At 60.9% G+C, this 21,721-nt stretch carries 17 protein-coding genes; 5 read left to right on the top strand and 12 right to left on the bottom strand.

Annotated elements, in window-relative coordinates; all coding sequences use genetic code 11:
- Nucleotides 1–385 precede the first annotated feature (385 nt).
- Both MWN76_RS09485 and MWN76_RS09480 read right to left on the bottom strand, forming a co-directional pair.
- Entirely contained in the window at nt 386–1,534 is a 1,149-nt protein-coding gene (locus tag MWN76_RS09485; protein ID WP_250461166.1) for a hypothetical protein, read from the bottom strand.
- 471 nt (nt 1,535–2,005) lie between these two features.
- Nucleotides 2,006–3,562: an ABC-F family ATP-binding cassette domain-containing protein gene (locus MWN76_RS09480; protein WP_250461165.1), complete on the bottom strand. Its 1,557-nt coding sequence runs from the start codon at nt 3,560–3,562 to the stop codon at nt 2,006–2,008.
- An 870-nt stretch (nt 3,563–4,432) separates the two neighbouring features.
- Between MWN76_RS09480 and MWN76_RS09475 the strand changes: the two genes are divergently transcribed.
- Entirely contained in the window at nt 4,433–5,437 is a 1,005-nt protein-coding gene (locus MWN76_RS09475; RefSeq protein ID WP_250461164.1) for a jacalin-like lectin, read from the top strand.
- Nucleotides 5,438–5,535: 98 nt separating this feature from the next.
- On the opposite strand, the gene MWN76_RS09470 is transcribed toward MWN76_RS09475, so the two are convergent.
- From MWN76_RS09470 to MWN76_RS09455, 4 genes are all read right to left on the bottom strand, one after another.
- The gene (locus tag MWN76_RS09470; protein ID WP_250461163.1) at nt 5,536–6,756 is read right to left on the bottom strand and encodes a CaiB/BaiF CoA transferase family protein; all 1,221 of its coding nucleotides are present in this window, start codon (nt 6,754–6,756) and stop codon (nt 5,536–5,538) included.
- A 114-nt stretch (nt 6,757–6,870) separates the two neighbouring features.
- Entirely contained in the window at nt 6,871–8,016 is a 1,146-nt protein-coding gene (locus MWN76_RS09465) for an acyl-CoA dehydrogenase family protein (protein ID WP_250461162.1), read from the bottom strand.
- Nucleotides 8,017–8,086: 70 nt separating this feature from the next.
- The gene (locus MWN76_RS09460; protein WP_250461161.1) at nt 8,087–10,255 is read right to left on the bottom strand and encodes a 3-hydroxyacyl-CoA dehydrogenase NAD-binding domain-containing protein; all 2,169 of its coding nucleotides are present in this window, start codon (nt 10,253–10,255) and stop codon (nt 8,087–8,089) included.
- A 14-nt stretch (nt 10,256–10,269) separates the two neighbouring features.
- Nucleotides 10,270–11,478, bottom strand: coding sequence for an acetyl-CoA C-acetyltransferase (locus tag MWN76_RS09455; RefSeq protein ID WP_250461160.1), 1,209 nt, complete (start codon nt 11,476–11,478; stop codon nt 10,270–10,272).
- Nucleotides 11,479–11,775: 297 nt separating this feature from the next.
- Between MWN76_RS09455 and MWN76_RS09450 the strand changes: the two genes are divergently transcribed.
- Nucleotides 11,776–12,987 carry an OmpA family protein gene (locus MWN76_RS09450; RefSeq protein ID WP_250461159.1) on the top strand — a complete coding sequence of 404 codons (1,212 nt, stop codon included), beginning with the start codon at nt 11,776–11,778 and terminating at the stop codon, nt 12,985–12,987.
- Between the two features lie 75 nt (nt 12,988–13,062).
- Here MWN76_RS09450 and MWN76_RS09445 read toward each other — a convergent pair whose 3' ends face one another.
- Together MWN76_RS09445 and MWN76_RS09440 are read right to left on the bottom strand one after the other, a co-directional pair.
- Nucleotides 13,063–15,060: a DUF2939 domain-containing protein gene (locus MWN76_RS09445; RefSeq protein ID WP_250461158.1), complete on the bottom strand. Its 1,998-nt coding sequence runs from the start codon at nt 15,058–15,060 to the stop codon at nt 13,063–13,065.
- A 173-nt stretch (nt 15,061–15,233) separates the two neighbouring features.
- Nucleotides 15,234–16,283 (bottom strand): AraC family transcriptional regulator, encoded by a 1,050-nt coding sequence (locus tag MWN76_RS09440; protein WP_250461157.1) that lies wholly within the window; start codon nt 16,281–16,283, stop codon nt 15,234–15,236.
- A 175-nt stretch (nt 16,284–16,458) separates the two neighbouring features.
- On the opposite strand from MWN76_RS09440, the gene MWN76_RS09435 reads away from it, so the two are divergent.
- On the top strand, nt 16,459–16,773 hold the full coding sequence (locus tag MWN76_RS09435) for a helix-turn-helix domain-containing protein (protein ID WP_250461156.1): 315 nt from the start codon (nt 16,459–16,461) through the stop codon (nt 16,771–16,773).
- A gap of 197 nt (nt 16,774–16,970) precedes the next feature.
- Here MWN76_RS09435 and MWN76_RS09430 read toward each other — a convergent pair whose 3' ends face one another.
- The 3 genes from MWN76_RS09430 to rpiA all read right to left on the bottom strand — a co-directional run bounded on the left by MWN76_RS09430 (nt 16,971) and on the right by rpiA (nt 18,901).
- The gene (locus MWN76_RS09430; protein ID WP_250461155.1) at nt 16,971–17,345 is read right to left on the bottom strand and encodes a DUF4168 domain-containing protein; all 375 of its coding nucleotides are present in this window, start codon (nt 17,343–17,345) and stop codon (nt 16,971–16,973) included.
- A 228-nt stretch (nt 17,346–17,573) separates the two neighbouring features.
- Entirely contained in the window at nt 17,574–18,206 is a 633-nt protein-coding gene (locus MWN76_RS09425) for a transglycosylase SLT domain-containing protein (RefSeq protein WP_250461154.1), read from the bottom strand.
- A gap of 20 nt (nt 18,207–18,226) precedes the next feature.
- A complete protein-coding gene (rpiA, locus tag MWN76_RS09420) occupies nt 18,227–18,901 on the bottom strand; it encodes a ribose-5-phosphate isomerase RpiA (protein ID WP_250461153.1) in 675 nt (224 codons plus the stop codon).
- 178 nt (nt 18,902–19,079) lie between these two features.
- On the opposite strand from rpiA, the gene ilvA reads away from it, so the two are divergent.
- Both ilvA and MWN76_RS09410 read left to right on the top strand, forming a co-directional pair.
- On the top strand, nt 19,080–20,594 hold the full coding sequence (gene ilvA, locus MWN76_RS09415; protein ID WP_250461152.1) for a threonine ammonia-lyase, biosynthetic: 1,515 nt from the start codon (nt 19,080–19,082) through the stop codon (nt 20,592–20,594).
- A gap of 245 nt (nt 20,595–20,839) precedes the next feature.
- The gene (locus MWN76_RS09410; protein WP_193189208.1) at nt 20,840–20,977 is read left to right on the top strand and encodes a hypothetical protein; all 138 of its coding nucleotides are present in this window, start codon (nt 20,840–20,842) and stop codon (nt 20,975–20,977) included.
- A 96-nt stretch (nt 20,978–21,073) separates the two neighbouring features.
- Here MWN76_RS09410 and MWN76_RS09405 read toward each other — a convergent pair whose 3' ends face one another.
- Nucleotides 21,074–21,670 carry a 5-formyltetrahydrofolate cyclo-ligase gene (locus tag MWN76_RS09405; protein WP_250461151.1) on the bottom strand — a complete coding sequence of 199 codons (597 nt, stop codon included), beginning with the start codon at nt 21,668–21,670 and terminating at the stop codon, nt 21,074–21,076.
- Nucleotides 21,671–21,721: the final 51 nt, after the last annotated feature.

Here is a 21,721-nt window from a genome sequence, read left to right as displayed (position 1 = left end):
TCGAAATAAACGACGATGCACCTGCCTTGCTGGTGGCCACCAATCTCGTTTGCTCACTGGCTGTTACGTTTCGCTGCAGGATTTGGATTGCCAGTCGCTGACCGTGATATCAGGCCGCTGTTGGCTTTGCCGTTGTATTCTGTGCGGAACGGGGTGCCCGCCTCTGTGACATCGAAAGAAGAGGGACGGAGGTGGGGGATATCGTCGGTCGTGGCTACAGTAGTATCAGGTCTTCTGTCTGAAGCTTTGCCGCAGGAAGCGGACACTTTGCTTATTCGTGCGGCGTGGGGGTCAGCGGCTCGGGCCGGGCCCTTGCGGGTTCAGGCAAAAGAGCGGAGCCGCCGACCCTGGAGCCCCGATCCGGCGGCGGTGGACCATAGGTCCATTAGTGGCTCTGTTTGGCCTTCACATTGAGGTAGGCGGCCTTTGGGTTGATAATCCGGTCCAGACCGGCGCTGTCCACTTTTTCCAGCTCTATTGCGTACTCGCCATCGGCATCTTTAACGGTAATCCGCTCGCCGGGGAACATCTGGTCTGAGAATAGCAGTCTCTGCTCTCCATTCTCCTCGCTCAGTACCTGCACTTCGGCGGAGTCCTCGGCCACGGCCCTGGACTGTATTTTCAGTGTTGTATTCTGGATCTGCAGCGTCTGCTGTTTGCCAAACAGCCCCTTGGGTTTGACCCAGCTGGTACCCGCGAGGGGTTGCCAGGTTTTGGTCCGCTGCTGCTGGTTGACGATCTCGGCAATATCTTCAATTGACTGTACTGCCTGGCGGTTGGTATTGATCACGACATCGTACTGGTTTTCGACCTGGTGAAGCAGCATTGACATCTGCTTGTTGCTGATGCCCTGAGCCTGCAGCGTATTGGATTGATTGACCGTTGCCAGGCTGAGGCTGGTTTGCGCGAGCTGGCTGATTTCGCGGGATACTATGGCCTGTTGCTGTTCGTCTGCATCATTGGATGACGTTTCCGCTTCTGTTGCCACGCCGCTACTTTGTGCAGCCTGTACTGCTGATTGAAGCTCGGTTGAGGGTGGCTGCGCATTCCCGCCTTCATCCGCGTGAGCGGCGCTGATAAAGAAATTTCCCAGCCCTGTGAGCAGTGTCTCATCATCGTAGACAAAGTAGTCCCCGTCTTTGCTGAGGATATCGGCGCGGCCGTTGACCGCCGACAGCACCGGGATCAACACTTTTTTATCCGGCGACCCCGCCTCCATGCCTTCCGGGAAAAACCACAGCTCAATCGGGTTCAGCGGCAGTTTGCTCGGTTTGGGGATGGCATAGCGGCCGCGCCCGTCGGTGACAAAGCGTATGCTTCTGCCATCCACATACATCTCGAATACCTGGTGGCGCATCGGGAAGGGGTTCCCGGTCTGTGGATTGACTGCTTTCAGCTGTCCATCGATATACTGCGGTGTAAACAGCAGATAGATATAGGAAACCAGAAAGACGATATAGGTGCCAATGCGAACGGGCTTTGGCATATCCGACCACTTCTTGAGAAGTACATCCAGCAACAGTTTCGGGCTCACAGTTCTCACTCCCTGGAATATGAGGTTGTTATGGGCTTGCTGGCGCGGCACCTAGTGGGCCACTCGCAAAGTTAGGTAACAGTTCGCTTCGCCAAATCGTCCAGCTCTGCGTTGAGAAAGCTTGAAATAACGCTGCTATTCCAGCGCTTTCTCGCCTTGACCTGAACGATTTGGCTGTGCTCCTTTGTTACCGAACTTTACAAGTGGCCCACTATTGGCTGTAAGCCGGAGATCGGGAACAGCGGTGAATACCGTGGCCATCAACGGGGAAATACCGGGTTTACTGTTTTTTTCTGATCACTCTGGGAAGATACCGGTCTACTGATTCTCAGAGGTTGTGTGAGATATCACACCATTTTGACTGGAAGTACAAGAAAAAATGGTTTACAGCGTATTACGTTGCACAAGACACCCTGCCGTGATCGCCGTGTCGTGGCATTGCCGTCCACGACCGCTGTGCGGCGATAGCGGCTACAGTGCCAGTTGCCCATTTACGCCGACGGCCTCCACGAATACCGGGTCGTGGGACACCAGCAGGAAGCTGCCGGGATAGTCCCGCAGCGCGGTTTCCAGCAGTCGGCGGGAATCCAGGTCCAGGTGGTTGTCCGGCTCATCCAGCAGGAGCAGGTCCGGCGCTCGGCTGCCGCGGGTGGTGGCCAGTAGCGCCACCTTGAGGCGCTCACCGCCGCTCAGGGTATTGAGCGGGCGCAAGGCCAGGTCGCCGCGCAGGCTGAAGCTACCCAGTGCGGTGCGCCAGTCGCTGTCGTCCCGGTCGGGGTGCAGGCGGCGCAGGTTGTCCAGCGCGGATGCCTCGTCGTCGAGCAGGCTGAATTCCTGGTCCAGGTACAGGCAGTTGCCGTGGCGGTGACAGTGGCCGGCGGCGGGCTGCAGTTCGCCGCTGATGATTTTCATCAGTGTGGATTTGCCGCTGCCGTTGGCGCCGGTAATCTGCCAGCGATCGCCGCTGTGTAGCGTCAGTGACAGCGGCTGCTGCCGGCCATGGGGCAGGCGCAGGTTCTCCAGATGCAGGCGCGGACCGCCGCGCAGACCGCTGCGGGTGACCGACAGCTGCTGGATGCGCTGTCGCGCCAGCGCGCCCTTTTCCTCGCCCAGCTTTCGCTGTAATTGCTCGCCGCGCTGGGCAAACTGCTGTTTGAGCCTGCCCAGGCTGTGGCCGGCGCGGTTTTTGCGGGCGTTCAGTAACAGTTTGCTTTGCGAGCCGTGCTGGCTTGTGCCGTGGCGCTGGCGCTGTGCGGCGCGCTGCAGGGCTTTCTGCTGCTGGCGTTCGCTGTGCTGAATTTCCCGGCGGGCATTCTCCACACGCTGCTTGGCACCGGCGATTTCCGCATCGCGCACGCGACGGTAGAAGCTGTAGTTGCCGCCGTATTGTCGCAAGCCGGCCTCTCCCAGTTCGAACAGGTTGTCGGCGCATTCGAGCAATTCCCGGTCGTGGCTGGCCACCAGGGCGCCAGGCGGATGTTGCTGTAACTGCTCCCGCAGCCAGGCGCGGCCCTGCCGGTCCAGATGGTTGCTGGGTTCGTCGAGCAGCAGGTAGCAGTCCCGTCGCATAAACGCGGCCGCCAGCGCCAGCCGCGTGCGCTGACCGCCGCTCAGTATTGATACCGGGAAGTCCAGCGGGCAGTCCAGACCGGCGCGACCCAGTTGCTGTTGCCAGAGTGACGGCAGCTGCCATTGGTCCGCCACGGCGGCGAGATCGGCCTCGTCGCCGCGCCCCTGTTCGATACGCCGGAAGCAATCGAACAAAGCACTGCTATCCAGGCAGTCCACCACCCGCGGGCCACGCAGGCGCGCCAGCTGGTCCAGCCGGTAGCGGGGGCGTTGCCAGTCGATACTGCCGCTGTCCGGCAGCCAGGCCCCGGCCAGCAGTTTCAGCAGCGCGGATTTGCCACGGCCATTGGGCGCCACCAGGCCGCTGGTACCCGCGGGCAGGCTGGTGCTGAGGTTGTGGAGAATCGGCTTGCCGTCCAGCGACAGGGAGATTCGTGAAATGGTGCAGATACTTGTCATGGGCCCCTCCGGGGATTCGGAGCGGGCGGCGCAGAGGTCGGGAAACAGATGGGAAGCTCGGAACTGCCTTGCGCCGCCTGCCACAGGAATGACTCGGCTCCGGTGCTGGAGCCAGTGGGTTTCCGTGTGGTGAGGGCTTACTTCATTGGCGGAGGGGTTCCTGTGCGGGCGTGATACATTAAACGATGGCGAGATTAACCGAAGGCGGGAGCGGGGGCAATGTATATCTTTCCGCCGGTATTCCGTCGAATATACGTCACTGTAGATCAGTCCTGTGATAACAGACCTCGTATTCTGAAAAAGAGAAAGTTTGTGAAAAAAGGAGTTGATACTGTTCATGCCCGGTATGTCTGTGGATTACCGAGATCAATACCTGGAAGTGATGAACGATGCTTTAAAAAATTGCTGTACCGGGCAGGGGGCAGTTTCGAACTCGGCGTGACGGACATTTCGGGTCCAGATTCTATTGTAGCTGTTAACCTGGCAATTAAATATTTCCGGGTTAATACGGTACGAAGATGTGCTACCGCCGAGTAGGGATTGGGGGCAAGCCATTGAAATACAAGATGATCCATCTATCTTCGCCAGTATTTAAGGCGCGCCAATCAAATATTCATGGGTGGATTATATGATTTTCAGGTTGATAGTGGTGGAATGGGTTTTTCAGGCGCTATACACATGAGGTTGTTGAATGCTTATTTCAGGGAGTCGCCTGGGGGATAAGTCAATAAGAAACTTGGAGTCAGTTATATTCTTTGGCAGACGATTTTGTTCGAATATATACTGTTAATGGTTGTTTCTTTACATTATAGATTATCATCGCTAATATTTTTTATCCTTCAAATGTTAACATCGAAACAGGGATGTCTGATGATTAGAAATATTGTTCGATTTACTGCTTTCCTATTTTTTGTTTTTCCCGTCGTGGCGTCGGCAAAAAATTATTGGCAGGGGCCGGCCGGTGGTACCGGAGGGAACTACTTTTCAAAGACCGTAGCCAGTCATGAGCGTGTTTGTGGTGTTTATGTTCGGCACGCGAACAGGGTTGATGCAATTCAACTGAAGATATGTGATCAGAGTGGAAATTCTTATCGCTCGCAACGATTTGGCGGGTCCGGTGGAGATGAGTCGTTTTTCCCTATTTCCAGCAATGAAAAAATGAGCAGGATGTTGGTTTATGTGTCGAACAGGAATGGCTCGAGCAGGGTCTATGGTCTGAGGTTGTACAAGAAAACGGTCGGAGGGAGTTCAGTGGCATCACCGCTTTATGGAACCGCTCCCAATATGCCTTGGATTGATTCTAATGGGAATCTTCACAACAGCACGGACCCGCTTGACTTCAGAGTGCCGGGGATCATTGGAGTCTGGGGGCGAGCTGGGGGAGAGCTGAATTCGATCGGCTTAGTCTTTTCCAAAAACCAATTGGATAACAGCCCGGAACCGGCTGGAAGCCTGGTTGGAGGATCGGTTGGAGGCCTGGGAGGGAATTTCCTGGAGACTTTCAGGTTTGAAGGAAAGATCTGCAGGGTCGATATACGCTACGGTGCTCGAATTCGCGCATTGAGGTTCAAGGATTGCAGGAGTAATGGAAGCGCCGTTTATACACCATTTTACGGTGGCACCGGTGCATCACTCAGCAACTTTACTCTGCGAAGTGACGAGTATCTCACTGCGATAGAAGGATCAATGACAACCCGTGACGGTGAAGTCCGACTGTCATCAATTAAATTTGTGACCAATCAGAGGGTCTCAGTGACTTATGGAAGCAATACAGGGCGGCCTTTCCGGTTGGAGATCCCGGTTGGGAAGTCACCGGATCTTCTTCTAACCAGGAGTGGAAACCGATTCCATGGACTGAGGTTGTTTTCAAAATAAGTATACAGTCTAAGAGTATTAACCCGACAATTGAATATTGCCGGGTTAATAACATATCTCTGCTTTGACTGGATGTGCAGTGTGCTTCACTCGGTGGTTTAGTCGCCTGGCCAGCAGGTTGCGCCATCGCTGCACAGCTCGTCGATTGCTGCGGCTGAATAGCCAAGGCCATGTAGAATCTGACGGGAATCCTGCCCCAGTGCGGCACCGGCTATCGGAGATACAGGTTTCCGGCCGTTGAACTGCAGTGGCGAGTTGATCTGTGGAATCGGTTCGCCGTTGGCGCTACTGGATTCACACAGCATATATCGTTCCAGCATCAGTGCGCTCTGCGCGGCCTCGCCAAAGGTCAGCACCGGTTCCACGCAGGCATCGCAGTTGGCGAAACGGGTGACCCATTCGTCTAGTGTATCCGTATCGATGGCGTTGGCGATATCCCGTTTGAGGGATCCCTGTTCGTCCGGTTGCAGCACCCGTTCCAGCCACTCGGGATGGCCGAGGGTTTCGAAAAACTGCTGCGCGAACTGTGGTTCCAGGCTGCCGACCGACAGGTAGCGGCCGTCGGCGGTGCGATAATAATCGTAGTAGCTGCCGCCGTTCAGCAGTTCGCTCTCCAGCTGTGGTTCGATGCCGCCGGCCAGGGCGTTGGCGCCGCTGATGCCGTTCAGGGCGAAGGCGCAGTCGGTCATGCTGATATCGATATGGCTGCCCTCACCGGTGTGTTGGCGTTGGTAGGCGGCGGCAAGTATGCCCATTGCGGCGTGATGGGAGCCGCCGGCGATATCGGCGATTTGGGTGCCGCTCGGGCCGGGGCCGCTGTGTTTACGGCCGGAATAGCTGGCGAGACCGGACAGGGCCAGGTAGTTGATGTCGTGGCCGGCGCGGTCTTTCAGCGGGCCTGTCTGGCCGTAGCCGGTGATGGAGCAGTAGATCAGGTCGGGGCGTGTTTCTTTCAGGGTTTGGTAGCCGAGGCCGAGTTTGTCCATGACGCCGGGGCGGAACTGTTCCAGTACCACATCGTATTCGGTCAGCAGGCGCCGGATGATTTCGCCGGCCTTGGGGTTTTTCAGGTTCAGGGCCAGGGATTGTTTGTTGCGGTTGATGGTGGCGTGGGCGGCGGAAACCGGGCTCTCCACACCGATCATTGGCGGCAGGCCGCGGAGCATATCCGGGCGGCTGGGGGATTCTATACGCAGTACTTCGGCACCCATGTCGGCCAGCAGCATGGTGGCGTAGGGCCCCGGGAGGAGGGTGGAGAAGTCGAGGACTCTGAGGCCTTTTAGTGGTCCGTTGTTGGTAGCCATATTGTTATTGTTCATTTTGGTTTATGGGTTTCGTCATACCGGCGGAGGCCGGAATCCGGGATTCCCGGGTTCCCGGATTCCGCTGCGCTCCATCCGGGCTACTGGCTTTCTTTTCGGGTTTTGGGGGCGTTACTCCTTGAGCAGCTCCCGCGAAATAATCAGCTTCATGATCTCATTGGTGCCGGCGTAGATGCGCTGCACTCTTGCGTCGGCCCAGGCGCGGGCGATGGGGTACTCCCACATATAACCGAAACCGCCGTGGAGCTGTACGCATTCGTCCAGCAGCTTGCACTGGAAATCCGTGCTCAGGTATTTGGCCTTGGCGGCGGTGCTGACATCCAGTTTCCTGTCGTAGTGCAGTTCCAGGCAGCGGTCGACGAACACGCGCAGGGCGGTGAGTTCGCTGTCCAGTTCCGCCAGTTTGAACTGGGTGTTCTGGAAGGCGGCGATGGGTTTGCCGAAGGCCTTGCGTTCGCGTACATAGTCGATGGTCCAGCCCAGCGCGGCCTCGGCATTGGCGATGGCGTTGACGGCAACGCTGAGGCGCTCCTGGGGCAGTTCCTGCATCAGGTAGACAAAGCCCTGGCCCTCGGCGCCGAGCAGGTTTTCCACCGGCACCTTGACGTCGTCGAAGAACAGCTCTGAGGTGTCCTGGGCCTTCATGCCGATTTTTTCCAGGTTGGTGCCCTTCTTGAAGCCGGGGCTGTCGGCCTCCACAAGCAGCAGGCTGACGCCGGACGCGCCCTCCTCCGGATTGGTCTTGGCGACCACCACGACCAGGTCGGCGTGCTGGCCGTTGGTGATAAAGGTCTTGGAACCGTTCAGCACATAGTGATCGCCCTGTTTGATCGCCGTACTGCGCACGCCCTGCAGGTCCGAGCCGGCACCGGGTTCGGTCATGGCGATGGCGGTGACGAGTTCGCCGCTGATGCATTTGGGCAGGTATTTCTGTTTCTGCTCTTCGGAGCCGTAATTGACGATATAGGGCACGGCGATATCCGAATGCAGGCCCCAGCCGATACCGGTCAGGCCCAGGCGGGAGATCTCTTCATCGATGATTGCGTTGTAACCGAAGTCCAGTTCCAGGCCGCCATAGGCTTCCGGGACCTGCGGACACAGGAAGCCCATATCGCCGGCCTTGTTCCACAGGGCGCGATCCACCTGGCCGTCTTTTTCCCACTGGGCGTGGTGGGGCGCGGCTTCGTTTTCGAGGAATTTTCTAACGGTATCGCGGAATTGTTCGTGGTCTTCGTTGTAGACGGTTCTCGGGATCATGCCTGTTTCTCCGGATTATTTTTTACTATTCGTCATGCCGGTTTTCGCCGGGATGACGACAGAAATACATTTAGCCATCGGCCAGCTGTGCGTTGGACGCGATCAGTCTCTGCAGTGAATCCGGCGGTGTAAAGCGCTCGCCGTAGGTATCAGCCAACTGTTGTGCGCGCTGCTGGAATGCCACCGGGTCGTACTGGTTGATGTACTGCAGTGCGCCGCCGGTCCAGGGGGGAAAGCCGATGCCAAAGATGGAACCGATATTGGCGTCGCGCACGCTGCGCAGGACCTTCTCGTCATAGCAGCGCAGGGTTTCGATGGCCATGGCGAAAAGCAGCCGCTCCTTGACGTCTTCCAGTGGCGGCTGTTTTTCGGCCAGCGGATACTCTTGGGCCAGCCCTTGCCACAGATGCTTCCTGCCTGTTTCGGGGTAGGTATAGAAGCCGCCGCCGGCCGCCTTGCCGGCGCGGCCCAGTTCCAGCATATGGTCGATCACCGGGTCGGCCGGATGCGTGGGTGGCTTTTTGCCTTCGGCCTGCAGGTCCTCGACCGTCTGCTGGCGGATCTTGCCCATCAGGGTCAGCGAGACCTCGTCACTGACCGCCAGCGGCCCCACTGGGAAACCCGCCAGCGCGGCGGCGTTTTCGATTGTCGCCGGGTTGACGCCCTCGCCGAGCATGGCGATGCCCTCGTTGGTGTAGCAGCCGAATACCCGCGAGGTGAAAAAGCCGCGGCTGTCATTGACGACGATCGGCGTTTTGCCGATCTGCAGCACAAAGTCGAAGGCCCGGGCCAGGGTTTCGCCGCCGGTCTGTTCGCCGCAGATGATTTCTACCAGAGGCATCTTGTCGGCCGGGGAGAAAAAATGCAGGCCGATAAAGTTTTGCGGCCGCTCGGCGGCGCGGGCCAGGCCGGTGATCGGCAGGGTCGAGGTGTTGGAGGCGAAGACCGCGTTGTCGTCGAGCTGCGCCTCTGCCTCGCGGGTGACTTCCGCTTTCAGGTCGCGATTTTCGAACACTGCCTCGATCACCAGGTCGCACCCTTTCAGGTCGGCGGGATCGACAGTGGTCTGGATGCGGGACAGGATTGCCTGCATCCCGGCCTCGTCGATGCGGCCGCGTTCCAGGCGTTTTTCCAGTGCGCGCACTGCGTAGGCCTTGCCGTTTTCCGCGGCGTCGAGGGAAACGTCCTTCAAAACCACTTCCACATTGTTACCGGCACAGGCGTAGGCAATACCGGCACCCATCATGCCGGCGCCGAGAATGCCGACTTTTTCGACCGGCGCGGTTTCGATGTTGCGGGCCTCCTTCTGAACCGGATCCGGCAAGGAGGCACCGGCCTTGATCGCGTTCAGTCCGAACCAGAAGGTGCCGATCATGTTTTTTGCCACCTGGCCGCAGGCCAGCTCGATGAAGTAGCGGGATTCGATGCGGGTGGCGGTATCGAAATCCACCTGCGAGCCCTCGACCACTGTCGACAGGATCGCCTCCGGCGCCGGCATGCAGCCGTGGGTCTTTTTCGTCAGCATCGCCGGTGCGACTACCAGCAGCTGCGCGTTCTTTGGATTTTTGGCATCGCCGCCGGGCATGCGGTAGCCGGGTTTGTCCCAGGGTTGCTGCATCGGCTCGCCACTGTTGGCGAGCACGAAGGTGCGCGCGTGTGCCAGCAGTTGGTCCGCGTCGGTTGCCAACTGGTGCAGCAGCCCGGCGTCGAGGGCCCGCTGCGGATCCACCTGCTTGCCCTCCATCAGGTACGGCAGCGAGTCCTGCATCCCCAGCAGCCGCGGCATACGCACGCAGCCGCCACCGCCGGGCAGCAGGCCCAGGGTTACTTCCGGCAGGCCGATTTTCACTTTGCGGCTGTCGATGGCGATGCGGTGGTGGCAGGCCAGCGCCAGTTCCCAGCCGCCGCCGAGGGCGGCACCGTTGATGGTGGCCACCACCGGTTTACCCTGGGTCTCCAGCCAGCGCAGGTCGGCCTTCAGTGCCTCACAACTGTCGAAAAACTGCTGTGCGTCCTCGCGCTTTGCGGCGTAGAGGCTCTTCAGGTCGCCGCCGGCGAAAAAGGTGCTCTTGGCCGAGCGCAGGATAATGCCGGCGTAGTTGTCGTTCTGCAGCTGCTGCACCGCTTCGTGCAGCGAATCGGTAAAGTCGCCGTCCATCACGTTGGCGGAGGCGTTGGGGTTGTCCAGGATCAGGTGGACGATGTTGTCGCTGTCTTTTTCCAGGCGAATGGATTTCATTTTGCGCTCTCCCCTCAGGCCCGTTCGATAATGGTTGCCACGCCCATGCCACCGCCGACACAGAGTGTCACCAGGCCGTAGCGCTTCTGCTGCGCTTCCAGCTCGTCCAGCAGCGTGCCGATCAGCATGGCGCCGGTGGCGCCGAGTGGGTGGCCCATGGCGATGGCGCCGCCGTTGACGTTGATTTTCTGCGGGTCGATATCCAGTTCGTGCTGGAAACGCATGACCACCGCGGCGAAGGCCTCGTTGACCTCGAACAGGTCGATATCCCGCGCCGACAGGCCGGCGACTTTCAGGGCCTTTTTCGCTGCCGGCGCCGGGCCGGTCAGCATGATGGTGGGGTCGGTGCCCACCACCGCGGCGGCGACGATACGCGCGCGCGGTTCGAGGTCCAGGTTGCGGCCGGCGGCCGCACTGCCCACCAGCAGCGCGGCGGCACCGTCGACGATACCGGACGAGTTGCCGGCGGTGTGCACATGGTCGATGCGTTCCACCTGCGGGTAGCGTTCCCTGACCACGTCGTCGAAGCCGAATTCGCCGGGCGCGGCGAAGGAGGGTTTCAGCTGGCCGAGCCCTTCCATGGAGGTATCCGGGCGCACCAACTGGTCGCGATCCAGGATCAACAGGCCGTTCCGGTCGCGCACCGGAATCACAGAGTTCGAAAACGCCTGCCGCTGCCAGGCGGCGGTGGCCTTGCGCTGGGACTCGACGGCGAAGGCATCGACGTCGTCGCGGGAGAAGCCGCCCAGGGTCGCGATCAGGTCGGCGCCGATACCCTGTGGCGCGAAGTCGATATCCAGCGCCGTGCGCGGGTCCGCGGCCCAGGCGCCGCCGTCGGAGCCCATGGGCACCCGCGACATGGATTCCACGCCGCCGGCTACCACCAGCTGTTCCCAACCGGAGCGCACTTTAGCGGCGGCCAGGTTGACGGATTCGGCGCCGGAGGCACAGAAGCGGTTCAGGGTGACGCCGCCCATGTCCCAGTCCCAGCCGGCCATCAGCGCCGCGGTCTTGGCGATATCCGCACCCTGGTCGCCGATGGGCGTGACGCAGCCCATGACCACGTCATCCACCTGTTGTGTATCCAGGTCGGTGCGCCGCTGCAGTTCGCGCAGCAGATCGGCGAGCAGGGTCACGGGTTTGACTTCGTAGAGGGCACCGCCGGGTTTGCCTTTGCCCCGCGGCGTGCGGATGGCGTCGTAGATATAGGCATCGCTGGGCATAAGAGGAGGCCTCGCTGTCTGTGGTTGTCATTATTGTCGATGTGGGACGCAATATGGCTATAACCATAGTTCCGCCTCGCAGCGGCGCAATGATCAAAGGCGCCATCGGGGGTGACGCGGCTGAAGCTGGCGTCTGCGGGTAAAATATGTCGGTAGGGGCCAGTGACCATAGGGACAAGCACGGGGGGAGGCTGCCCGTTATTCAGAATCAAACTAATCCGAATAAACAGCTGCCATACACTCATGGGAGACTTTAGTGGTTTTCTCTCTATTGGTTCTATGGGACGAGGTTTTACCATGGCGGATAATCTGTTGGAAATGGCCGTACGCCAGTTGGGGTCTTCGGGCATTGGCGCGCTGGGCAGTACTCTCGGGCTCGCCGAGGGGCAGGGGGAATCCGCGGTAAAAACCGGGCTCTCCACCGTGCTGGCGGGCATGCTGAACAAGGGCAGCAGCAAGACCGGCATGGCCTCGCTGTTCAATATGGTAACCGGCAGCGGCGGTCTCGATTTTTCCAATATCGGGGAGGTGTTCAAGGATCCGGAGCAGATGAGCAGCCTGCAGAAAAGTGGCAGCAATATGCTGGAGACCATCTTTGGCAGCAAATCGAGTGATGTTACCAATACCCTGTCCAGTTCCCTGGGCCTCAGCGGTGGTACCGGCGGCAGCCTGCTGAAAGTGGCTGCTCCAGTGGTGATGTCACTGCTGGGTAAACTGGTGAAGGGCAAGGGGCTGGATATTTCCGGCCTGGCCTCGTTCCTGCTGGGGCAGAAAACCTATATCAAGGACCATATACCGGATGGCCTGATGAAGGAATTGGGCGTGTCCGATTTCAGCAAGCTGGGAGCATCGCTGGAAACCCACGGCCACGAGCAGCCCCAGGAAGCGCGCCTGCAGCACAAACCGGAGAAAAAACGCGGCGGTTTCGGCAAGTGGTTCTGGCCGCTGCTGATTGCCCTGGCGGCACTCTATGCGTTGAATATGTGCGCGAAGAAAGATGACGTGAAAGACGAGCCCGGTGAGGTGATTCTCGAGGACGAAACCACCATGACCGAGGAGCCGGCTCAAGATGGCGCCACCGGTATGCAGGCGGGCACTACCGGTGAGACCGCGGACTTCTCCACCAGCTTCCGCGAATATCTCGACAGCGCTTCGCGCGACCCGAACCGGGAATTCCCGCTGACCATCGAGTTTGCCAAAGACAGTGCCACGGTCACCGGCAGTTCTGTACCGGATGTGGATGCACTGGCCACCATCCTGCAGGAGAACGCGGGCGTGACCATTGCCATCGAGGGCCACACTTCCAGCGAGGGCGATGAAACCGCCAACCAGCAGCTGTCCCAGGAGCGCGCCGATGCCGTGCGCCAGATGCTGGTGGACAAGGGCATCGACGGTAGCCGTATCACCGCCACCGGCATGGGCTCCGCGAAACCGGTTGCCGACAACAGCACGGAGGAGGGGCGGGAGAAAAACCGGCGCATCAGTGTGCGGGTAGTGAAGTTCGAGTAAACTTACCCGCGTCGAAAAAATCCCCGCACCGGCGGGGATTTTTCGGGCCAGGCGCCTATAACTCTCGCCATATTATTATCCGCGGGGCTTGTCCGCCGGCTGCAGATCGGCCAGGGAGAGATCCACCGGAATCTCGGTTTCAATCCACTCGCTGACCGATTTCAGCTCCACGTAGGCCGGTTCCCCCCAAAAGAAAATCGCATATTGGCCGTCGCCCCAGTAATCGCTGGCGGGGATATAGGCGATCCTGTGGCCATCGCGGCTGAAGGCGTTGGCCGAGCGGGGCGTGAACACAGAGTTGTATCTGGGGAAGTTGCCGTTCGCCGGGAAGCTCAGTTTCGCGCCCTCCAGGGTTGCCCCTTGGATATCTTTTCCCTGGGCCAGGTGCAGGGTCTCGATGCGGGCCGGGTAGCGGAGTTTGATAAAGCCCTCGATATGGTCCGGTTGCAGGTGTTCATAGTCGGCGCCGTCGGAAGCATCGAGGAAAGCAACCTGGTAATCGGTGATGCTGTTGCGGCTCTGTTCGGTATTGAACTCGAGCGGCTCTCCCTCTTTGAACAGCCGCAGCTTGTCGTAATTCAGGCGCGCAAAGGCGCTGTTGCCGATGTCCGGCAGCGTGAAGTGTAGTGAGCGACGCAGTTTTTTATCCCAGCCGGTTTCCTCCACCAGTTGCGGCGCTATACCGTCCACGCTGGAGGCTTTTACTGCTGCCAGTTTTATCTCCGGGGCCGGCGCCGCGTAGCGGGTCCGGGTAATCTGTGCCTGTAGTTTGCCAAAGATGACTTGCGGCTGTGGCGTTGCGGTGAACTCGACATCCAGTTGTTCCATCTCCATCGGAAAGTAGATATCGACACTCGCCGGCGTGCCGGCCACGGAGTACTGGATTGCAGTGGCGCGCATGGGCTGGCTGAATTGCGCGTTCTCCACCGGCTCCCCGGCGCCGATGGACGACGAGGACGGCGTGTTCAGCGGCTGTCCGTCGGCGTTGCGCACATAGACCTGTGGCGTCGCCTCGGGCTGCCCGTAGGGTTGGTACAGGCTGACGGCTACACTGCCGTTTCGCAGCTCGGTCAGGTTGGCGGCCACATCGCCGCTCTGCTGCAGCTTGTTCAGTTGGCTGCGGTCCAGGGATATATGTTCGATGCGGGTGGGCAATTCGATTTTCAGGCGCCCGCGCGCGGAGGCGACGCTGGCGTCGGCGCTGCTTTTCGGCAGCTTGTCCTGCCACTGCCCGCGAAAAATGCTTTTGCCCTGGTGGAATTTCTCCCGCTGCTGCAGCTCCTCGTCGGTGAAACTGCCCAGCACCGGATTGCCTTCGGCATCGCGGGCATCCAGCCAGGAAACTTCTATCTCGGCACCGGCGGGCACTGGCACATAGTGGAAGTCGCCCTCCACCGAGGCCTTGTCGGAGAAGTCGCCGGTGATAAAAAAGGACTCCGCCAGCTGCTCGCGAAGGGCCTGGCGATCGCCCGCAATCCGCGGTGGCGGCGGGCTGTGGGTATCGATTTCGTCGGCGACCGGTGCGGCCGCGGCGGTTTTTCGCGGGCCGTCCATCTCCAGCAGGTCGTCCACGCCGATAGCGGTCAGTTGCCAGCGCCACTGGCGCAACTCCATATACAGCGACAGCTCGCCGGCGGAGATGCGGAAGCGGTCGGGGCGATCGAAAAACGCATACCAGCTGATGTCCGCCCCCGCGCTGTCGGCACCCTGCGGCGGTTCCGCCGCACTCGGCGGCCCTGTGTGCGCGGGATGCAATTTGCCGGACTGGATCAGCCCGGCCAGTTTATCCGGCTGCACCAGTTCGTCGATGAGGGTATCCATTGCCGGGCGGATCATCCCGGCAAAGGCCGCCGCCATCGGGTCCTGCGCCACCTGTGCGGCAAAGGCCTTGTCCACCTGTTGGTGCAGGGAGGATTGCACACTGGGAAAGTCGATATAGTGCTGCATCTGCGCTGCCGAGCCGGATTCGACCGAGCGCATGATGCGCCAGGCACTGTAGTAGGGCGATGCCAGGTAGATCAACGCGTTGAAGCCGACAACGGCGGCAACCGCGATCGTCATGGGTCTTTTCATGGTGTACTCCCTGTTTATTATTCTTTATCCGGGAATGGGCGCCGGGGACTGTGACTGTTAGTGCAGCAGTATTCGTACCGGCAAGCTTCTTGCGCTCGCCCCGGCTCCGGCCGACCTTCCCCTGTGGTCTGGATGCCGGTATGACGATAGTGACTGTTGTTGCTCCAGGCCCGTTAACCCCGATATTTTTCCCGGTAGGCGCCCGGCGCAAGCCCGGTCCATTTCTTGAACGCGCGGTTGAAGGCGCTGGGCTCGGAAAAGCCCAGGCGCTCGGCGATTTCCGCCACTGCCGTTTCCTGTTTTTTTAACTGGTAGACCGCCATGTCCCGGCGCACCGAATCCTTGATGTCCTGCCAGCTGTTGCCCTCTTCCTTAAGGCGTCGGCGCAATGTCTGTGGCGAGGTGTACAGCCGTTCGGCGACGTCGTCCAGGGACAGGTTTTCGATACCGTTTTGTTGTTGCAGCATGCGGCGGATGCGGCCGGTGTAACTGTGGTCCGATTTGTACTGGGCCAGCAGGCACTCGGGGGCGCGCGACAGGAATTCTGATAATTGCTGCTCGTCGCGTACCAGCGGCAACTGCAGGTAGCGGGTGTTGAATACCAGGCAGGTTTCGCGCTGGTGGAAATAGTGCCGGCACGGGAACATATCGCTGTAGTCCTCGTTGTACGCCGACGGCGGGAAGGCCAGGTGCACGCGCTCGAGCAGTATCGTGCGATCGATCAGCCAGCTGAAGAATCGCAGCCAGATCAGCGCCAGGGATTCCACGAACACCTGGTTGGGCAACTGCTTGTCGTTGCCGTGGTGGAAGATCAGCCGCGCCTCCTCGCCATCCTCTACCAGCTTGATACGCAGGTCGTCGCTGACCATGGCGACGAAGCGCCCGGAGCGCAGCAGTGCGCGGCGCAGGTTGGGGCAGCTGATACAGGCGTGCCCCATCATGGCGAAGGTGCCGGGCAGCCAGGGGCGGGCCAGGTAGCCGCCGGACTCGTCGCCGAGCAGGTCCCACTGGCGCCGCAGCAGTGCGGCGACCTGTTCGCGCGGGATGCGGTGGTCGGCCTCGTCCAGCCGCGCCGGGTCGATATCGCTGTCCAGCAGCAACTGCTGGCAGTCGAGCCCCCCGGCCTCTGCTCCCGCCAGCTGCGCCCGTACGGCGGCGGCCAGGATGCCCGGATCCGCATCGCGGAATGTGGGAGTCTCGCTTTCCAGGTTGTCGCTTTCCACTGTTGCAGCCCTCTCTGTATGCGCCGAGTCCGCGGCGGTGACACCGGATTATGCGCAAAGCGGTCGGGAAAGTCAGGTTTGGGGCGGGAACCGGGGCGGCCTGTGGTCGACTGTCCGGTCGCCCCTGTGGAGGCGGTGTGATACAAAAGAGGCCCGCAATAACGGACAGACAGCCATGCCCCCCGCCACCGAGACGCCCCTGAACCCCACCATCTGCCGCCGTATGCTGGTCGCCTACCTGATCGAGCAACTGCCCAGGCCCAACAACCCGACGCTGGAAGAGGCCACCGGCTGGCCGCGGCGCACGGTGCAGGACGTCATCTCCAAGGGGTTGCCCGGGCACGGCACCCGGGTCAGGTTTGTGCAGGAGGGGGTTCGCAATAACGACGGTTACTACGAATTACAGGATTGGGGGTCTTTCGACCGCGACTGGATAGCGACGCACCTGGCGGAGATCTGCCGGGTACTGGATGTGAGCCTGGAGAGCTAGTGGTCCATGCGGAAAGTTTGGTGACTAAGGAGCACAGCCAAAGTGTTCAGATCAAGGCGAGAAAGCGCAGGAATAGTGGTTCTATTTCAAGCTTTCTCAACGCAGAGCTGGACGCTTTGGCGACGCGAACAGTTACACAACTTTCCGCATGGACCACTAGATGAGAGTGGGGGCGGAGAGGTCCGCCCCGTGCCGGGTTACTCCGTGTCCGCCTTTTCCTGCAGTATCTTGTTCACCTGCTCCACCAGCGACGGATCCGATTTCAGGCCGGTGGCAATCTGCTGGTATTCATCTTTGCTCAGCCCGGAATTCTGGATCGCCTTGATCATCTTGCCCTGGGCCTCCTTGTTCAGTGCCTCCGCCGCCTCGATGTCTTTTGCGGCTTTCAGTTTGGGCGCGTACTCGCGGCTCAGGATGACGATCTGGCGGTAGGCCTCGGCGAATTTCTCCAGCTGCGGCTGGCTGAAGGAGACTTTCTGTGCAGTGACCGGGGCGCCGCCCTCCTGTGCCTGGGCCAGCGGCAGGGCCAGCAGAAGGGTGAATGCGGTGAGAATGACTGCTGAAATTTTCATTGTGCAACCTCGATGGTGTCGGAGGACGCTTTTGCTGCAGCGGGAGCGCCCAGCGTCACTTTGGGGCTCGGTGCCGCCGGTTCCGGTGGAAACGCGGTGGCGCACTCGACCTCGGACTTTCGCGGTGGCAAAAGTTCATAGGTGTCCGCTCAGCGTAGTCAGTTTCTGTGGGCTGTTGCGCAAATGGCCGCCAGTTGCGCCGCTTTTTTCCCGGCGCCCGCGGCCCGCTCAGAAGATGCCGAGGAACTTGCTGCGCCGTTTCAGCGAACTTTCACAGCCGGCCAGCTGGCGCCGGTAGGTCTGCGCGCGGGCGGAGACCTTGTGCGAAACCTGCTTCAGCCAGGCCTTGTTCCTAAAGGTGCGCCGGTTAAAGCCACCCTGTCCCTCGTGGTAGGCGAGATAGAGATGATAGGTATCGTTGGATGCGATACGACACTGGCGCGCGCTGGTGCTGTTGTACCAGCCGACGAAGTCGATGGCATCGCCGAAATCGTCGCGGTCGGCGCCGTAGTTGAAACTGGCGCGCTCGTAGCCGCGCCAGGTGCTGCCGAGCGCCTGGGCGTAACCATAGGCGTCCGACGGTCGCGGCCCGGGGAAGATCCACAGGATCTTGGTGCGCGGCGGGCGGGCATCCTGAACAAAGCGGGATTCCTGGTGCAGGATCGCCATCATGGTGGGCACGGGCGACCCCCACTTCTCCTCGGCGTCCTTGGCCTCGCCGTACCAGTCGTCCTTTTCGCGGAAGATGGAGCAGATATCGTCGGGATTGCTGGGCGGACTGACGGCGCAGCCCGTGCCCAGCGCGGCGAAGAGAAGGGTCGGCAGTACGGCCACTCGGGCCCTGTTATTGTTCTTCAGCATGGCAACTTCCGGTTCTGTCGTTATTCGGCGGTGTAGGTCTTGACGCCCGAACTGGTGCCGAGCAGCAGTATGTCTGCCGGGCGGTGGGCGAAGATGCCGTTGGTGACCACACCGGTGATATTGTTGATGGCTGTTTCCAGGGCCTGCGGCTCGGTAATTTCCAGATTGTGCACGTCGAGGATGACATTGCCGTTGTCGGTGGTGACCCCCTGCCGGTAGATCGGGTCGCCCCCCAGCTTCACCAGCTCGCGCGCCACCAGTGAGCGCGCCATGGGGACGACCTCCACCGGCAGCGGGAAGTTGCCCAGCACCGGCACCCACTTGCTCTCGTCGGCGATACAGACGAACTCGTCCGCGCAGGCGGCGACGATCTTCTCGCGCGTCAGCGCCGCGCCGCCGCCCTTGATCAGTTCCAGGGCCGGATTGGTTTCATCGGCGCCGTCCACATAGACCTGGATGCCGTCGACACTGTTTAGGTCGTAGACCGGGATGCCGTGGGACTTCAGGCGCTCGGCGGAGGCCTCGGAGCTGGCCACGGTGCCGTCGAACTGGCCCCGGATCCCGGCCAGGTAGTCGATAAAGAAGTTGGCGGTGGAGCCGGTGCCCACACCGACGATGGAGTCCGCTTCCAGCTTGGGGGCGATATGGTCGATGGCGGCGCGGGCCGTGGCCCGTTTCAGGTCGTCCTGGCTCATGGGGATTATCGTTTCCTGTGCAATTATTTGTATTAAGCTTGCTATATCGAGCGAAAATCTATCGCAAAAATGGCATTCCGGTAGCAAAGATGCTGCCGTCGGATTAGACTGGTGTTCCCGCGCGGCATTTCACCGGAAACTGGCCGCGCCCGAAGAACTGTTCTGCCGTAAAGACACCATGCCCAAGTCCTATATCAAGCGCATTCTAGACGCGCGCATTTACGATGTCGCCACCGAGACGCCGCTGGAGCCGATGCGACAGCTGTCGCACCGCTTCAACAACCGCATCCTGTTGAAGCGCGAGGACCTGCAGCCGGTGTTCTCCTTCAAGGTGCGCGGCGCCTACAACAAGCTGTTGCAACTGCCCGCCGAGCAGCGCGCCCGCGGCGTGATCGCCGCGTCCGCCGGCAATCACGCCCAGGGCCTGGCGCTGGGCGCGGCGCAGCTGGGGGTGCGCGCCACCATCGTGATGCCGAAGACCACGCCGCAGATCAAGGTGAATGCGGTGCGCATGCGCGGCGCCGAGGTGGTGCTGCACGGCGATACCTTCGACGAGGCCGCGGCCAGGGCGAAGGAACTGGTGGAGGCGCGCGACCTGACGTTCGTGCACCCCTACGACGACCCGGATGTAATAGCCGGCCAGGGCACGGTGGCCATGGAGCTGCTGCGCCAGCACTCCGGCAACCTGGATGCGGTGTTCATCCCCGTGGGCGGCGGCGGCCTGGCCGCGGGCATGGCCGCCTATATCAAATACGTGCGTCCGGAAGTGAAGGTCTATGCGGTGGAGCCGGAGGATGCGGCCTGCCTGAAGGCGGCGCTGGATGCCGGCGAGCGGGTGCGGTTGCCGCAGGTGGGGCTGTTTGCCGACGGCGTGGCGGTGGCGCAGATCGGCGAGGAGACCTATCGGGTGCTGCGCGAGACGGTGGACGGCGTTCTCACGGTGACCACCGACGAAATCTGCGCGGCGATCAAGGACATCTTCGAGGACACCCGCTCCATCGCCGAGCCCGCCGGTGCCGTGGGGCTGGCCGGCCTGAAGAAATATATCGAGCAGAGCGGCGATCGCAACGCCGCCCTGGCGACAGTCTGCAGCGGTGCCAATACCAATTTCGACCGCCTGCGCTATATCAGCGAGCGCACCGAGATCGGCGAGAAGCGCGAGGCGGTGCTGGCGGTCACTATCCCCGAACGCGCCGGTAGCTACCTGGAATTCTGCCGCAGCCTCGGCGATCGCGCGATTACCGAGTTCAACTACCGTTACGCCGACGGCGGCGAGGCGCACATCTTTGTCGGCATGCAGGTGACGGCGGACGCCGATCGCCAGCAGTTGCTGGAAAAACTGGACGCCGACGGCTACCGGGTGACGGACCTGACCGACAACGAGATGGCCAAGCTGCATATCCGCCACCTGGTGGGCGGGCGTGCCCCGGGGCTGTCCGACGAGGTGGTCTACCGCTTCGAGTTCCCGGAGCGCCCCGGCGCCCTGCGCCGCTTCCTGGAGCAGCTGGCGGGGCGCTGGAACATCACCCTGTTCCACTACCGCAACCACGGCGCGGCCTACGGGCGCGTGTTGGTGGGCATGCAGGTGGCGCCGGCGGAGCGGGAGGCGCTGCAGGAGTTGCTGGAACAGCTGCAGTACCCCTTCTGGGACGAGAGTGACAACCCGGCCTACCGCTTTTTCCTGGCCAGCTGATCCAAGACAGACAGGCAGGACAGACGGTGAAACCGGTCCTGTAGACGTGTTTCTCGCGGTTGTCGAACTTTTTCGTGCAAAAATGCGACAGGATTCGCAAAAAATACTCGGCTAACGGTTACTATTTCACCGTTTCTACAGTATTGTCAGTAGCGTTGAACTTTTGCGTTGGAGTGAGTCTAACGCGGGGTGAAACGCTAAAGGCTCACAAAATCAAGAACAGCCGATTACACAGGATGGTCCCAATGAAACCCGATGCACTGACAATCGCCGTGGTTGTCTTTGTTGCGGGCGTACTGCTGAGCAGCACCGGTCTGACCGAGGTTTTCGCCTCGGACCCGGAACCGCCGGCGGCGCTGCAGCAGGGAGTGGTCACGCGCTGAGCGCGGCCCTCTCCGCCCGCCAACAGACAAAAAAAGGCCGGACGCGCGAGCGTCCGGCCTTTTTTTGTCTGTGTGACCTGTCCGGCAATAGAAGCCCTATCCGCGGCAGCGGTAGAAGCCCGTTTCCGTTACCACGCCGCCCAGCGGAATATCCCAGCTGTCCGTGGGCAGCTGTCCCACGCGCTGCAACTGGTGCGCGACTCCGATCAGCCCGGGGCCGGAACCGGGCAGGGCGCCCTTGAAGGCGAAGGTGCGATCGTAGAAACCGGCCCCCATGCCCAGGCGGGCACCGCTCCGGTCGAAGGCCACCAGCGGCACCAACACCAGGTCCAGCCGCCGCGGTGACAGGCTGTCACCGCGCACCGGCTCCGGGATACGGTAGCGGTTGCGGAAGGTCAGGGGGCCGCCCTGCCAGCGGCAGAAGCGCAGCTGGGGTCGCGGCGCTTTCGGCAGCACCGGCAGGTAAAAATATTTGTCGGTATGGCGCTCGACCAGCCAGCGGATGTCCAGTTCGCCGTCCATCGGCCAGTAGATACCGATGTGCCGGGCGCGCTGGAACAACGGGCTGTATCCCAACTGCATTGCGGCGGCACGGCCGTGTCGGCGCTGCTGGTAGACCGTCAGTTGACGCCTCGCGTTGCGCATGCGGCGACGCAGTTCGGTCTTTTCGAATCGGGCGCTGTTCTCGGTCATGCGGATGTGGCCGGCTCCGGAAATGGGCTGGCGGGCATTGTGGGTAAGGAT

Origin of the sequence: Microbulbifer litoralis (assembly GCF_023634065.1) — a bacterium.
Classification (GTDB): Bacteria; Pseudomonadota; Gammaproteobacteria; order Pseudomonadales; family Cellvibrionaceae; genus Microbulbifer; species Microbulbifer litoralis.
The sequence above is the reverse complement of the archived record's forward strand: the minus strand, read 5'-3'. Positions and strand labels throughout refer to the sequence as shown.